The organism is Suttonella sp., from assembly GCF_056855035.1.
In genome coordinates, this window is record NZ_JBXGGR010000082.1 from 1 (window position 1) to 13,994 (window position 13,994).

Annotated in this window: 14 protein-coding genes, 1 other RNA gene and 1 pseudogene; 13 read left to right on the forward strand and 3 right to left on the reverse strand. The window is 45.6% G+C overall.

The window, feature by feature from the left end; genetic code table 11:
- Nucleotides 1–138 precede the first annotated feature (138 nt).
- A complete protein-coding gene (locus ACJHVI_RS07140; RefSeq protein WP_483184065.1) occupies nt 139–2,004 on the reverse strand; it encodes a TonB-dependent receptor domain-containing protein in 1,866 nt (621 codons plus the stop codon).
- Nucleotides 2,005–2,216: 212 nt separating this feature from the next.
- Here ACJHVI_RS07140 and ssrS point away from each other — a divergent pair.
- The 10 genes from ssrS (at nt 2,217) to ACJHVI_RS07190 (ending at nt 9,012) form a co-directional block, all read left to right on the forward strand.
- Nucleotides 2,217–2,398, forward strand: a non-coding RNA gene (gene ssrS, locus ACJHVI_RS07145) — 6S RNA.
- Nucleotides 2,399–2,605: 207 nt separating this feature from the next.
- Complete coding sequence (locus ACJHVI_RS07150; RefSeq protein ID WP_483184067.1) at nt 2,606–3,655, forward strand: NADP(H)-dependent aldo-keto reductase; 1,050 nt, start codon at nt 2,606–2,608, stop codon at nt 3,653–3,655.
- Nucleotides 3,627–4,538: an alpha/beta fold hydrolase gene (locus tag ACJHVI_RS07155; protein WP_483184068.1), complete on the forward strand. Its 912-nt coding sequence runs from the start codon at nt 3,627–3,629 to the stop codon at nt 4,536–4,538. Before ACJHVI_RS07150 ends, ACJHVI_RS07155 begins: the two co-directional genes overlap by 29 nt.
- Complete coding sequence (locus ACJHVI_RS07160) at nt 4,535–5,104, forward strand: hypothetical protein (protein WP_483184069.1); 570 nt, start codon at nt 4,535–4,537, stop codon at nt 5,102–5,104. Before ACJHVI_RS07155 ends, ACJHVI_RS07160 begins: the two co-directional genes overlap by 4 nt.
- A 143-nt stretch (nt 5,105–5,247) precedes the next feature.
- On the forward strand, nt 5,248–5,538 hold the full coding sequence (gene hpf / locus ACJHVI_RS07165; protein ID WP_483184071.1) for a ribosome hibernation-promoting factor, HPF/YfiA family: 291 nt from the start codon (nt 5,248–5,250) through the stop codon (nt 5,536–5,538).
- A gap of 51 nt (nt 5,539–5,589) precedes the next feature.
- Entirely contained in the window at nt 5,590–6,408 is an 819-nt protein-coding gene (locus ACJHVI_RS07170; protein WP_483184073.1) for an ATP-binding protein, read from the forward strand.
- Nucleotide 6,409: 1 nt separating this feature from the next.
- Complete coding sequence (gene metA / locus ACJHVI_RS07175) at nt 6,410–7,456, forward strand: homoserine O-succinyltransferase MetA (RefSeq protein ID WP_483184075.1); 1,047 nt, start codon at nt 6,410–6,412, stop codon at nt 7,454–7,456.
- A complete protein-coding gene (gene rarD, locus ACJHVI_RS07180) occupies nt 7,449–8,333 on the forward strand; it encodes an EamA family transporter RarD (protein ID WP_483184077.1) in 885 nt (294 codons plus the stop codon). The genes metA and rarD overlap by 8 nt, the downstream gene beginning before the upstream one ends.
- Nucleotides 8,330–8,569 (forward strand): hypothetical protein, encoded by a 240-nt coding sequence (locus ACJHVI_RS07185; RefSeq protein ID WP_483184079.1) that lies wholly within the window; start codon nt 8,330–8,332, stop codon nt 8,567–8,569. Before rarD ends, ACJHVI_RS07185 begins: the two co-directional genes overlap by 4 nt.
- 8 nt (nt 8,570–8,577) lie before the next feature.
- The gene (locus ACJHVI_RS07190) at nt 8,578–9,012 is read left to right on the forward strand and encodes a polyhydroxyalkanoate synthesis regulator DNA-binding domain-containing protein (protein ID WP_483184080.1); all 435 of its coding nucleotides are present in this window, start codon (nt 8,578–8,580) and stop codon (nt 9,010–9,012) included.
- 617 nt (nt 9,013–9,629) lie between these two features.
- On the opposite strand, the gene ACJHVI_RS07195 is transcribed toward ACJHVI_RS07190, so the two are convergent.
- The gene (locus ACJHVI_RS07195) at nt 9,630–10,355 is read right to left on the reverse strand and encodes a hypothetical protein (RefSeq protein ID WP_483184082.1); all 726 of its coding nucleotides are present in this window, start codon (nt 10,353–10,355) and stop codon (nt 9,630–9,632) included.
- A 358-nt stretch (nt 10,356–10,713) separates the two neighbouring features.
- Entirely contained in the window at nt 10,714–11,664 is a 951-nt protein-coding gene (locus tag ACJHVI_RS07200) for an NAD(P)H-dependent flavin oxidoreductase (protein WP_483184083.1), read from the reverse strand.
- Between the two features lie 217 nt (nt 11,665–11,881).
- Here ACJHVI_RS07200 and ACJHVI_RS07205 point away from each other — a divergent pair, with 217 nt between their 5' ends.
- From ACJHVI_RS07205 to ACJHVI_RS07215, 3 genes and pseudogenes are all read left to right on the forward strand, one after another.
- Nucleotides 11,882–13,096, forward strand: coding sequence for an ATP-binding protein (locus tag ACJHVI_RS07205; protein WP_483184085.1), 1,215 nt, complete (start codon nt 11,882–11,884; stop codon nt 13,094–13,096).
- Nucleotides 13,093–13,653, forward strand: a pseudogene (locus ACJHVI_RS07210) (LysR family transcriptional regulator); the annotation flags it as partial. The gene ACJHVI_RS07205 and the pseudogene ACJHVI_RS07210, both read left to right, overlap by 4 nt.
- A 71-nt stretch (nt 13,654–13,724) precedes the next feature.
- Nucleotides 13,725–13,994, forward strand: a 270-nt coding sequence (locus tag ACJHVI_RS07215) for a transposase (RefSeq protein WP_483184086.1), incomplete at its 3' end; no start/stop codon positions are given.

Below are 13,994 nucleotides of genomic sequence, written 5' to 3' on the forward strand. Positions count from 1 at the left end.
TTTTTTCTTCTTTGCAGTTTTTATACGAAAGAAGCTAGCTAAAATAGCTAAAAAGGGAAATAAAGTGGGAAACAAAGTTAAGTGAAATTATTATCCATCTGTAAAATAATGATTTTTTTATCATTTTAAAATGATGATTTAGAAATTGAAGTTAAAGCCGAGCCAGAAGGTACGTTCGGGGGCGGCGACGGCAATTGACCTTTGCGCGGCAACGTGCGGTTGTTCGTTAAAGGCATAATATTGGCGGTCAAAGAGGTTGTTTACGCCGGCGCTGAGGGCAAAGCGGTCGCTCCATTGCAGTCCGCCGTAGAGGTTTACCGCGGCATAGCTCTGATAATGTTTGGGATTGTCGAAGCCCAGACCTGTGGCGCTATTGCTGTCCAGACGCTTGCTTTTATGGGCATAATGCAGGTTTGCACCAAGGTTGTAGCTGCCGAAGGCGGTGTAATCCCGCCAATCAAGGGCGAAGTCGGCAGTAAGCGGGCGTACATTGTAGAGCGGACGTTTGTCGCTGTCGTTTTCGCCGTATTGGTAGCGGATTTTGGCGCGTGCGGCGAGATTGTGGCTAAAGCTCTTGGCGGCTTCAAGTTCCGCGCCGATGAGAGTGGCATCGACATTGCGGCTGATGATATTGCCGTTTAGCGGCATAGCCGGACGGCGGATTCGGTCTAGGGTGATGAAATTATTGACTTTATCATAGTACATGCCGGCTTTGATTTGCCAAGCCTCTGCCGCGTCGCCGCCGGCGATTTTGCCGTAATCGCGCCAAGCGCTGCCCTGCCATTGTCCGCTGAGGCTTAGGCGGTTATGGCGTTCCGGCTCAAGGAAGGGATTGCCAATCCAGCCAAGACCATTTTGTCCGACAAGGGCATGAAAACGTTCGGTATTGTCAGGTTGGCGAATCAGGCTGTCCAGCGCTATGCGGTATTTGTGCTGTTCGTTCGGTGCAAATTCATAAGCCACCGCGACGCCGACGCCGTCGGTTGTGAGTTTGTCATCTACGCGCTTACCGTAATGCATAAACCAGACATTGTTTGGTGCGGGTGTTGCCGTAGCGGTATTCCGCGCTCTGGGATCGGCAGTCAAATGATCATAGCTGATACCGGCACTTAGGCGATGTTCAGGCGCGATTTGCCAGATATGGTCGTAGAAAATGTGGAAGCGTTCGCTGTGTACGTCCGGAAAACGGAAGGCGTTGCGCAGCGCTGCGCCCATCGGATTGATGACAAAACGTTCGGCCTGATGTTCGTCATGCTCGTATTTCAGACCGAATTGCGAGCGGTGTGCGCCGTATTTCAGGCGGTAGTCGGCATCAAGGAATAAGCGTTGGCGGTCGATTTCCATTTTGATGCGCTGATTGGGATTTGCTGGTGTACGCAAGTTGAAATTGCTGGCGGAACGCGCCAAATCGACATGGCGGATATTGAAATTAAAGGTATTGCTTTGGTCTTGCGCACCGATTCTTGCGCCGGCAGTGAAAACTCTGCGCCGTGTGTCGAGCGCATCCATATTATGCTGAGGCTGTTTGTCATCGCGGATATTATCGCGGACGGCACCGAGGCGGTATTCTTGATTGCTGTCGGGCACAAAGCCGAACATCAGCATTTGTCCGTCGCGTTTATAGCCGGCATTGACGGAATTGCCGTCGCCGTCTTGATAATCCTTGAGTTCTTGGCGGTATGCCTGCGCGACTACATAGGCATTGGCGCCGCGTTGGCGGTATAGCATTCTTTGCGTATTACCATGCGCGCTTACACTTGCGGCGGTATGGAAAGGCCGCTCAATATTGCCGGCGACGTCTTGCGCCACACCGATATGGCTCCAAGCAGGCAGATAGTCGAATTGCAATTCCTGCGGCTGAAGGAAATCCGTCTGCGGCGTGATAATCGGCGGCGGGGCAAAGCTAAGCTGCGTGCCGTATTGCTCTGCGCCGGCAAGGTTTAAGGATTCTTCCGCCATGGCAGCGGATACCGCTAGCAGCGGTAAATAAGTAAGTAAACGCATAATCTCTCCTTGAAATTGTTTATCAAATGATAAACATTCTGTTTAATATTCGCATGATTTATATCAAGTCCGAGCATATTTTTTTCTATCCCTATAAAAATAAAAATAATTTTTAAAGACAAAATGGTCAGCGGCAAAGAAATGAAAAATGTAAAAATTTGTTGTTATTTGGGCTTTACAGCATCGGGGATTTGGCATATAGTGTGCGCATGGTGCTGCTGTTAGGCGCGTGTTTCCAAAGACCCCTTGACCCTAATTGCATTTTGCCTGGGAGTTAGACGCAGTCGGGCGAGCAAGCCTGCCTCGAGCAGGAAGCCCAAAGATGAGCAGAGACACCCACTTGAACCTCCTCGGTTCAAGGGCATATGGTAAGAACGACCATAACGGTTGCACCTCCTAATTCTTAAAGCCACTTGATACGCCAAGTGGCTTTTTTATTGCACGCTTGCTTTGCTGCGTGCAGCAGGCGGCGTATTATAGTCTTTTCAGATTAAAATGATACGCCTTAAAACAACATATTGAAATACTTTTCAATATGTTGAAAATTTTAATTGTCTCATTTTAATCTGAAGAAACTATAACACCTTGATTGGGAGGAAAAATGGAAAAGCGGAGATTGGGAAAGACCGATATCGAAGTCAGCGTAATTTGCTTAGGCACGATGACTTGGGGCGAGCAAAATACTTTGGTGCAGGCGCATGAGCAATTGGATTATGCCTTGGCGCATGGCGTGAATTTTATCGATACCGCCGAAATGTATCCGGTGCCGCCGCGCGAGCAAACTTATGCCAGTACGGAAGAAATCATTGGTCATTGGCTGAAAAAACGCGGCAAGCGCGATGATATTGTCTTAGCCAGCAAGGCGACCGGTCCTGCGCGCGGCAATGACAATCAAAACTATATCCGTGGCGGTGCGAATTTCAGCAAAGCGCAATTGCATGAGGCTTGTAATGCCAGTTTAAAGCGTTTGCAAACCGATTATTTGGATTTGTATCAATTGCATTGGCCGGAGCGTCCGACAAATTGCTTCGGGCGTTTGGGTTTTGATGCCGTGCAAGATACGGGAAAAGAAACGCCTTTTGCGGAAGTCTTGGAAGCCTTGCAGGAATTAGTGCAAGCCGGAAAAATCCGCCATATCGGTTTGTCGAACGAGACCCCTTGGGGACTGATGCAGTATTTGCGTTTGCATGAGAAACAGGGCTTGCCGCCGGTGGTAAGCGTGCAAAATCCCTATAATTTGCTCAATCGCAGCTATGAAGTGGGTTTGGCGGAAATCTCTATCCGCGAGCAGGTGGGGTTATTGGCGTATTCGCCTTTGGCATTTGGTGTGTTATCGGGAAAATATCGCCACGGCGCTAAACCGGAGGGCGCACGTTTGACGCAGTTTGACCGCTTTGTGCGCTATACCAAGCCGCAGGCTTTTGTAGCGGTGGAACGCTATGCCGCTATTGCCGAAGCGGCGGGATTGAGCTTGGCTACGATGGCATTGGCTTTTGTCAATCAGCGTCAATTTGTAAGCAGCAATATCATCGGTGCGACCAATTTGACGCAATTGGCGGAAAATATTGCCAGCCATGAAGTGCGTTTAAGTGCCGATACCTTAGCCGCGATTGACGCGGTACATGCCGACATCAGTAATCCTTGTCCCTAAAATGCGCGGCGAAGAAATTGTTATTGATTTGCCGCATATCCGCTTGGCGGGATTGCGCTTCGGGCAGGGCAGGCATATCGTCTTCGCCCTGCACGGCTGGCTGGATAATGCCATGAGTTTTGCGCCTTTGGCGGATGCTTTGGCGCAAGACGATCTGACGATTATCGCTTTGGATTTTGCCGGACACGGGCATAGCGCCCATCGTCCGCGCGCCAGCGGCTATCATTTCAGCGATTATTTGCGCGATGTGATTTTGGCGGCGGATTATCTGGGCATTCAACGCTTGGATTTGCTCTGTCATTCTATGGGCGCGGCGGTGGCGACCTTATTGGCAGGCGCTTTTCCCGAACGCGTGGCGCGTTTGGTCTGCATCGAATTGTATGGCGTGGCGAGCGTTTCCGATGATGAACCGCTGCCGCAGCGTTTTCGCAATAATCTGATGCAATTGGATTATATGCAAAGCCGTCCTGAAAAAGTCTATCAAGATTTTGATGCCCTGATGCGGGCGCGTTTGAGCGCAGGCGAGATGCGGGCGGAAAATGCGGCTTTGCTGCTCTCGCGCAATACCAGCAAAGGCTATGAAGGCTACCGCTTTTTAAGCGATCGCCGCTTGCACATTTGGCAGCCTAGTCTATTGAGCGAGGCGCAGATGATGAGCTTTATCGAAGCGATTGAAGCTCCCGTCTTGATGATTGAAGCCGAGCAGGGCTATGCGCCGCATTGGGCGTTTCTGCCGCCGCGTTATGCCGCGACGCGCGATATTCAAGTGCAGCGTTTGGCGGGTGCGCATCATGTGCATATGGATGCGCCTTTGGCGGTAGCCGCCTGTTTGCGGGAATTTTGGCGCAGCCGTCCGCTAGAAATGAATATGGATAATATATGATTTATGAACTCAAAACTGAGCTGCGCTATCGCCTGTGTATCAGCTCGCTATTGTATGATGATGGATTAGTTGAGCTCGATATATGCGCTAAACCTGATTTTGAAGCTTATAACAATGAAATAAAAGATGATTGTGTCGTCTTGGATGTGGACTTATTGTTATCTTTGCTTGAGTTTGAGGGGGAGCGTCAATGTTATCCAATGACCTGTGAATGTGATTGGGCTGAAGATGTCGGCATAAATGCGCCCTTGCTTTATCAAATGACCGATACAGAGATATATTGGGATATTCCCGTAGAAAAATATACCGATATTATTAAAGCAACATATGCAGAGCAAGGTATTGATACATTGCGACTTATATTTAATAAAACAGACTATAGTGAAACGGTAGTCAATTTAGCGCGTAAGTTAAAATATTTAAGCGAAAACGGTATTCGCCGCAGTGAATTAATCCATTATGAAGGCACAAGAGTCGAGTATTCTTGCAGCGGAGAAGCATTATTGGCGATGCCTGAATATGCGCATATTGAAGTGTTTGAGATTAATGTGATTAACCCCTCATAAGCCCCAAGGCTTCCTTTTTTTGAATTTACGAATACAGTCTTTAGAGCTTAAGCATCAGCGCCTGTGAATGCTTGCAGGCTTGCGCAAGATTTGCTACTGTCAGCAGTGCAGATGGTCTGCAAACTAGATGAAAGGAGTTTTCCATGCAATTTAATATCACAGGTAAACATTTAGACATTAGTGATGCGCTGCGCGAACAAGTGGAAGCCATGCTGACACGTTTAGAGCAGGTGAACGAACATGTCACTAGCGCCCAAGTTACCTTGCAAGTGGAAAAGCACGAAAAACTTGCCGAAGCGACGCTTCACGTTGCGGGCAGCAAAGATGTGCACGGCGATGCACGGCATGAAGATATGTATCAAGCCCTGAGCCTGTTAGAGGAGAAACTGGAGCGTCAGCTGCAAAAAATCAAAAACAAAGCCGACGCGCATTAATCAAACACAGGCATACGCTTAGGCGTATGCCTTTTATTTTTCAGAGACATCATGAGCATTCCCCATCAAGCCATTACTCTGCTCGGTCATTCGGGCATCGGCAAAACCACGCTGAGCCATTTGCTGCAACAGGCGGGTTGGTACCATTATTCGGGCGATTACCGCATCGCCACGCGCTATTTAAACGAAGCGATTAGCGATTGGCTGGCGGATATTGCCGCGACGGTGCCGACATTTGCCGCCTTATTGGCGCGCGATGCCTTGCAAATTAGCGGCAAAGTGCGGATTGAGCAATTGGCGGTCTTATCCGCCTATATCGGCAAAATCGGGCGGCAGGGATTGCCTTATCAGGAATTTTGCGCGCGTCAGCAAGCCTTTGCGGCGGCGGAAAAGCAGGCGATGTACGATATCGAGCGTTTTATGCCTTTGGCGCGCGCGCGTCATCAAGCCGCATGGTTTATCAATGATGCCGGCGGCAGTTTGGGCGAATACGCTGACGACGGCGCTTTGATGAATTTTATTGCCGAGCGCACTTTGCTGGTCTATCTGGATGCGGATGAGGATTTGCAGCAAGAATTGGAAGCCCGTGCGGCAAAATATCCCAAACCGATTTGCTATCATCTTGATTTTCTGGCGCAGATGGTTGAGCAATACGGCGCTAAAACCGGCATCAGCTATGCCGATGATTTTGACAGCGACGACTTTTTGCGCTTTGTCGGTCCGCAATTGCTGCGCCACCGCCGCGACAATTACCGCGCTTTAGCGGCGCATTACGGCGTTTTACTGCCGGTCAAAGCCGTTTGGGCTTGCCGCGATGCCGATGAATTTTTGGCTTTATTAAGCCGCGTTTATCAAGAACAGAGAGGATAAGATGCCATTAGTCGCGCACCGCCCCTTAGAATCTTTGCAGCGCATTCAAAAAGAAGGGCAGGAAGTCTTAGACATCCGCCGCGCGCATAGTCAGGACATCCGCGAGCTGCACATCGGTTTGCTCAACATGATGCCCGACGGCGCTTTGCAGGCGACGGAGCGGCAATTTCTGCGCCTTATCGGCAACAGCAACCGCATCGCGCAATTCTATGTGCATATTTTTACCATTGAGGGCGTGCCGCGCAGTCCGGAAATGCAGGCATATATTGATGAAAATTATGAAAAATTTTCTGATTTGGCGGAGCAGGGCTTAGATGCTTTGATTGTTACCGGCACCAATCCCGTCCATCAGCAATTAAGCGATGAACCCTATGTGGATGAAATCCGAAAAATTTTCCGCTGGGCGGATGATAATGTAACTTCCGTGCTCTGTTCCTGCCTTGCCTCGCATGCCGCCTTTGAGATTTTTTACGGCATCAAACGCCAACCCTTGGCGCAAAAACTCTTCGGCGTTTTCGAGCATCGGGTCTTAGACAAAAAACACCCGCTTCTATCCAATATCAATACTCGCTTCGACATGCCGCATTCGCGGCGCAACGATGTCAGCGCGGCGCAAATGCAAGCGCACGGCTTGAAAGTCTTGGTGGCTGGTAAAGAAAGCGGCGTTGCCTTAGCTACTTCGCCCGACGGTTTCCGCCAAATCTATCTACAGGGGCATCCCGAATACGATGTGCAAAGTTTATTGAAAGAATATCAACGTGATGCGGCGTTGTATCAGGCGGGGAAATTGTCTTATCAACCCGCCTTGCCCGCGCATTATTTTAATGAACATGCGCAGACATTGATTGACGCCTATTTGCGCGGCGACAGCGACTTCCCCGTCGAAGCATTGACGGAAGAAGTCGACATCACATGGCGCGACACCGCCAAAGGCATCTTTGCCAATTGGCTGGGTCTGATTTACGAACTGACGCATTATGATCGTCGCCTGCAATTTATGGACGGCATAGACCCGAACGATCCCTTGGTCGGCAAACGCCATGACTAATCAGGGCGAGGCATGGCTGGCGCTCATTGCCGCCTTTGGCACATGGGGCTTTTTTCCGCTCTTTGTGCGCCTGATGAGCGCCATGCGCGCGGAAGAACTGCTCTATGTGCGCGTCATCTTTTCCTTGTTGATATTGCTGATGATTTGTCTCTACCAAGGGCGGGTGGCAAGCCTGCTGCGCCCGCTATGCCAAACGCGCACCTGCCTGAACCTATTGATTACCGCCGTACTCATCGCCCTGAATTGGCTGTTTTACATTGTGGCGGTCAATAAAAACCTGACCAGCCAGGTCAGCATGGGCTATTTCATCACGCCGTTGATTAACGTGGCATTAGGTATCTGTCTTTTCGGGGAAAAATTGGACAAATGGCGTGTTTTGGCACTTGGCTGCGCCGGCATCGGTCTGCTCTATCAAATCCTCGTCTTCGGCGAATTTCCATGGCTGGCGGTCGCCATCGGCGGCAGCTTCGGCTGCTACGGCAGTCTGCGCAAAAAATTCCAATTGCCGGCGGTGGCAGGTTTATTTGCTGAAATGCTGATTCTTAGTCCCTTCGTACTTGCGGCTTGGCTGTGGTTGGCGGCGCAGGGGCAGGCATTCGACTATGCCGCGCAGCCTAGTATGATTATCTATTGCCTTGGGGCGGGCGTGATTACGCTGGCGCCGCTCTTGCTCTATCTCTATGCCGTGGAGCATCTACCGCTCAATGCCGTTGCCATGGCACAATATAGTACGCCCAGCCTGCAATTCTTGCTGGCGATTTTTTATTTTCATGAACCGTTCGACTGGACAAAACTCATCACTTTCCTGTTCATCTGGACAGGCTTGGGCATCTACAGTCTGCGGCTAATCTATCATTATCGGAGAAACACAGTATGAGTAAAATCCTCGTCTTAAGCCTTGTTGCCCTATCATTAGCCGCCTGCAAAGCCCCCATCACGCCTGAAGCCATCGGCGAACACAATTTATCCAAAGGACGCTGCACGGACATTCCGCTCTGCGATGCCCAAGGACAATGCCGGCAAGTTAATGACGAAAGCGTCAAATACGTCTGCGACATGGTCGGCGGCAGCTTTGAACCGCGTGAGCTGAAAAAGCAGCGTTGGTTGTTCTAAGCATGGCGGTGCGCAAAATTAAAAAATACCCCAACCGCCGTCTATACGACACAGGCGCAAGCGCTTATATCAAAAGCAAAGACTTACGCGCCTTCCTGCTCGCAGGCGAAAGACTCAGCGTCATAGACGTGCAAACAGGGCGCGACATTACCCGCTCCGTGCTGTTCAGCATGCTGGCGGAAGAAGCGGCGGACGAACAGGCTGCGCCCATTTTCAGCGAAGCCATGCTCAGCGAAGCTCTGCGCTTTGACGATGAACTGTTAGCGGGACTTGCCGCACAATATTTGGAAAAAAGCCTAAAACTCTTCATTCAACACCGCGACCTATTTCAAGCGCAAATGCAGAATTTCGACCTTGAAGACCCGCTCTCGACCATTGAAAAACTCGCCGCCGCGCAAGATGCTCTGTTACAGGAAAGTGCGGCGAAAATTGCCTTGTCTTAGCGTATGGAGAGAATGAAATTAAAGAGAAATAATGAATATTTTAATGACTCTAAACTAACAGAGAGCTTCTGCTAGTCTAGAGTCTAGATTTTTAATCTCGGGTAACGGTATAACTCCAAAAGACTATAGAAAATAATATCCCAACAAGTAGATATATGATAATCAAGCAGATTAGAATGTATATAATGAAATCTAATGTAATATTTGCTTGAGAAGCAGAAGGACGGGTTATAAGTAATCCAAGTAAGGGGATTAACAATATTAGAGGAGTTAAGATGAATGAGAAAATTGTATTTTTAATTACTTTATTTGTTTTAATGTGATTGATTGCGTCTCTAGATTTGAAATCGATTTCATCATTAAATGTAATGTTTATTTTAGAGTAATTTATCCCTTGTGCTATAAATATGAAAAAAGCCATTAGGATAGATAATCCTGTCAATGTGTTGCTTAGGTTATTGTTTAAATTTACTATAATTTTTTCAAAATCAATATTTATTTTGAAAAAAATCAAAATAAACGGGGTTAAATGAATAAAAATTACAATAAAAATTGTAGATAAATGTAATTTTAAGAATGAGAATCTGTATAGATAAAACAAGTGTTTAATGAATATTTTAAATGTCATTTGTCTTATTTCTTAATTGAGAACAAAAAACAGATAACGGGATTGAATCTAACTCTACAGCATCTTTAAATTCAATATTTATTTCAACTAAAAGTTGAACTTTCTCTGTAACTAATAAAATATTTCCTTCTTTATCAAAACCACGCATAGTGAGTTTAGCATTATTTGCTTGATATTTATTTATAATTTCTTGAAAAGATTTTCCTTTTAATAAACGGGTGGGGGTGGCATATTCCATATGGACTGTTGTTTTATCAGGTTCGCAATCAAATTCTAGTTCTTCTAAGCTTGAAATTGTAGCATTGGGATTGATCCAATCTATTTGATGATTTCGATGTATTTCTAAACTGATTTTAGTAATGCTTTCCAATTTATCAATATCTACTTCATATTCAATGTTATTAGTATATGAAAAATAATCCCGTAATATCTTATTTAACTCACTGTTGCTAGTAGTATAAAAAATCCTTTTCTTTAGTTTGTCTATAAAAATATAGCGTAATTCTACTAAACTTTTCCCATTATGTGAGATAATAAAGTTATCTGTAGAATCTAATGAGCCATCTGTTTTTTGTACGCCTTTTGTTTTAGTTTTAGTCTCTTTAAAAAATTTTAGGCAGTAAAAATCATTATATTCTTCAAGCAGATAAGGAGGGTTTTGTTTTTTATTTTTATACTCAATTGATTGGTAAAATTTTGCTACTTTAAAATCCATTTTTCAATCCTAAATTGTGCCAAATTACCCACAGGAAATATTCTAACCTTAAAATGCATTATAGGCAAAATCAACTAGTTTTTAGTTCTGTGAAATTCTAAATTATATTAATGTTATCATGTGTTTATCTATAAACAGAAGATTGTTTGCCAGATTAGCCTTAGTCGAATTTTTATCGGCTCGGCTGTTTTCAATCTAAGTAAATTTACGTCAGGATGCCCTATAACATTATACTCTGTATAGTACGCATATAGTATAGTCGAAGAATTGAAAAAGTATTACGACGTTGGCTTGATTTGCCGTACTACCTGCGGTTTCCGCCTTGTGATACTTTTCCACATCTCCGACCATATACGCTTTAATCCATCAGTTCCTCAATCAATTCTTGGACGCTTTGGATTTTATTGATGGCAGAAATGCCATTGCCTACCGATACATAGCCGTTTTCAAAATCTCCCTCTAGCATTCCCAAACGCATACCCGTTCCGGCATTCATCAGCTGTGCAATTTCTGCCCGACTTGCGCCGTTTTCGCTTAATTCAAAGCATTTTTTGGCAAGCTCGGTGGGAAGCGAACGGTAGTAATACGGCTCGGTACGGAACAACAATAAATCGTTGGCAGTAGAATCCACAATCCATTGTTTGACTTTTTCGCTGGCGCGGCATTCTTTGGTGGCGATAAATGCCGTGCCAATCCATACGCCTTCCGCCCCCAAGGTTAAGGCAGCTTGAACCGCTTTTTTATCGGCAATACCACCGGCCAGCATGATGGGCAAATCCACTTTCCCGACAAATTCCGCCAACACATTAAAACTGCCTGTTTCTTTCATCGGCAAGGTGCCGCCTTCATCAAAGCCGGTCAGTACCAAAATGTCTGCGCCTAATTCTTGGGCTTTTAAGGCATCGCCTAAATTGGGATTGGGCAGACGGCAGATGATTTTAGTGCCGGCTTGTTTGAATTTGGCATAAATTTCAGGGTCAAGCAAGCCGTTATCCAGCACCACAGGCACACGCTCTTCGATGAACAAATCCACCATGTGCGGAATCAATGAGAAATCATAAGACACAATGAAGGGCACGCCGAAAGGTTTATCGGTCAAGGACTTAACCTTGCGGATTTCAGCGCGCATACGATCAAGCACTTCTTGATTGGAATTGGGATTAGTGCTTTGTCCGGCATGCGGGGCTAAAAAGCCTAATCCGCCGGCTTCGGCAACGCTGGCGACTAAATGGGCGTCGGTAAGCCAGCTCATAGGCGCTTGAACGATAGGGTGTTTGATATTGAGGATTTGGGAGATACGGTTTTGCATGGTTGTTTGCCTTTATCTGATACAGTGAACGTATTGTAAAGTGCCTGAATTTGCTAGGGAATACCGATTTTTGGGAAGATGATTTCTATTTTTGGAAAGTAAATTTTTATCATACTTTTAACTTTCAGTATTTTTAAGAAAAGTTTTGAGTATGATATAAAGTTTTATGGGTTTGTGCTAAAATTTTTACCATACTTTAAGAAACGAATTGAAAAATATGCAAAATCTCATTTTTCGTAAGCAATATTTGGACAAAATCACGCCCTTTATGGGCAAGCAAGTGATTAAAGTCATCACAGGGCAGCGCCGTGTCGGCAAAAGCTATTTATTGTTTCAGCTGATTGAAAAAATCAAGCAGGCAGATAATGCTGCCCATGTCATTTATATCAACAAAGAGAATTTGCAATTCAGCCATATCAAAAGCGCCCAAGATTTGGCGGATTTTATCTCGGCAAATAAAAAAACAGGTCTTAAAAATCATATTTTTATTGATGAAATTCAGGAAATTGTCCATTTTGAACAGGCGCTGCGTTCATTATTATTAGATGATGAATTGGATTTGTATTGCACGGGCTCAAATGCCCAATTATTATCAAGCGATATTGCAGGTACATTAAGCGGTCGTGCGATAGAAATTCAAGTGTATGCTCTGTCTTATTTCGAGTTTTTAGAATTTATGCAATTGGAAAACAATAATAAATCCCTGGGTTTGTATTTTAAATACGGCGGATTGCCATTTTTGAAAGAATTACCCCTACAGGATGATGTGATTTTCGAATATTTAAAAAATATTTATTCGACTATTGTCGTGCGCGATATCGTTAATCGCTACAATATTCGCAACGGATTGTTTTTGGAGCAGTTAACGCAATTTTTGGCGGATAATATCGGTAATTTGTTTTCTGCTAAAAAAATCAGCGATTTTCTCAAATCACAAAAAATCAATATGTCTAATATTCAGGTGCAAAATTATGCCGAATATTTGAATAATGCTTTTTTGATTCATAAAGTAAGTCGTTATAATATTGAGAGGAAACGCATTTTTGAAATCGGCGAAAAATATTATTTTGAAGATTTGGGGATTAGAAATGCCTTAATCGGTTATCGCATTTCTGATCGCGGCAAAATCTTGGAAAATATGGTATATCATCATTTAAAAATTGCAGGATTTGATATTAAAATCGGCGGTTTAAATAGCCAAGAAATTGATTTTGTAGCGGATAAAAACGGCGAACGTATTTATGTGCAGGTGGCTTTAAGTATTGACGGCGATAAAACCGCCGAAAGAGAATTCGGCAATTTGCTCAAGATTGCCGATAATTATCCCAAATATGTGGTAACGCTTGATGAATTTGAGGGCAACAGCATCAATGGTATTAAATGTATGAGTTTTATTGAATTTATGACGGAGATTTTGGGAGAAAGCCAATGAATTTAAATGCCTTGCGTCTATTTGTCGGCGTTTGCCAAGACGGCAGTTTGTCCAAAACCGCCGCGCGCTTGAACGTGCCGATTGCTACCATCAGTCGGCAGATTAGTGAGCTTGAGAAGTCGCTTAATATTCAGTTATTTGACCGCTTTAAATCGGGCGTTAAGCCGACGATGGCAGGGCAGCGACTCTATGAGCAGACTTATCTTGCCATAGATAATTTAAATAATGCCGAACAGGTGCTGTTTGAAGAACAGGGCGCTTTGAAAGGCATGTTACGGATTTCCGCCGTGCCTGCCTGCGAGCCGCTTTTGGCTTGGATTGCCGAGTTTCAAAAGCAGTTTCCGCATATCCAAATCCATTGCACCATGACCGACCGTGTGCTGGATATGACGGCAGACGGCATTGATGTGGCGTTTCGCATGGGCGATTTACATGGCGAGCAGTTTATCGCCAAAAAGGTGCTGTCCGTGCGTTCCAAATGGGTGGCGCGTCCCGAATTGCTTGCCCAATACGGCAGACCTCAAACGGTGCAGGATTTGGCAAACTTTCGTTTAGCAGGTTGAAACCTTTGCAAAACCCCCAAAAATCCTCTAAATTCTCCCCAACCCAGAATTGAGAGGATTTTTCCATGAGCAGTTTCTTCTACCACTCCGCCCAAACCCTACTCAATCAATACGCCGACCGTTTCCCCTTGCTTAAAATCACCCAACTGCTCGATTGGCAAGCTATTGAACACACACTTGCTAGTAAAAAAGTGGCTGATTTGCGCGACCACGGCGGTCGTCCTGCTTATCCGCTGTTGCCGATGTTTCGTGCGGTATTGTTGGGGCAATGGCACAGTCTCTCCGACCCTGAATTGGAGCGCAGTCTGGTTACTCGATTGGATTTCATGATTTTT

Coding starts and splice junctions, on each gene's coding strand:
- ACJHVI_RS07140 (WP_483184065.1), bottom strand. CDS start 2,004: ATGCGTTTACTTACTTATTTACCGCTGCTAGCGGTATCCGCTGCCATG.
- ACJHVI_RS07150 (WP_483184067.1), top strand. CDS start 2,606: ATGGAAAAGCGGAGATTGGGAAAGACCGATATCGAAGTCAGCGTAATT.
- ACJHVI_RS07155 (WP_483184068.1), top strand. CDS start 3,627: ATGCCGACATCAGTAATCCTTGTCCCTAAAATGCGCGGCGAAGAAATT.
- ACJHVI_RS07160 (WP_483184069.1), top strand. CDS start 4,535: ATGATTTATGAACTCAAAACTGAGCTGCGCTATCGCCTGTGTATCAGC.
- hpf (WP_483184071.1), top strand. CDS start 5,248: ATGCAATTTAATATCACAGGTAAACATTTAGACATTAGTGATGCGCTG.
- ACJHVI_RS07170 (WP_483184073.1), top strand. CDS start 5,590: ATGAGCATTCCCCATCAAGCCATTACTCTGCTCGGTCATTCGGGCATC.
- metA (WP_483184075.1), top strand. CDS start 6,410: ATGCCATTAGTCGCGCACCGCCCCTTAGAATCTTTGCAGCGCATTCAA.
- rarD (WP_483184077.1), top strand. CDS start 7,449: ATGACTAATCAGGGCGAGGCATGGCTGGCGCTCATTGCCGCCTTTGGC.
- ACJHVI_RS07185 (WP_483184079.1), top strand. CDS start 8,330: ATGAGTAAAATCCTCGTCTTAAGCCTTGTTGCCCTATCATTAGCCGCC.
- ACJHVI_RS07195 (WP_483184082.1), bottom strand. CDS start 10,355: ATGGATTTTAAAGTAGCAAAATTTTACCAATCAATTGAGTATAAAAAT.
- ACJHVI_RS07200 (WP_483184083.1), bottom strand. CDS start 11,664: ATGCAAAACCGTATCTCCCAAATCCTCAATATCAAACACCCTATCGTT.
- ACJHVI_RS07205 (WP_483184085.1), top strand. CDS start 11,882: ATGCAAAATCTCATTTTTCGTAAGCAATATTTGGACAAAATCACGCCC.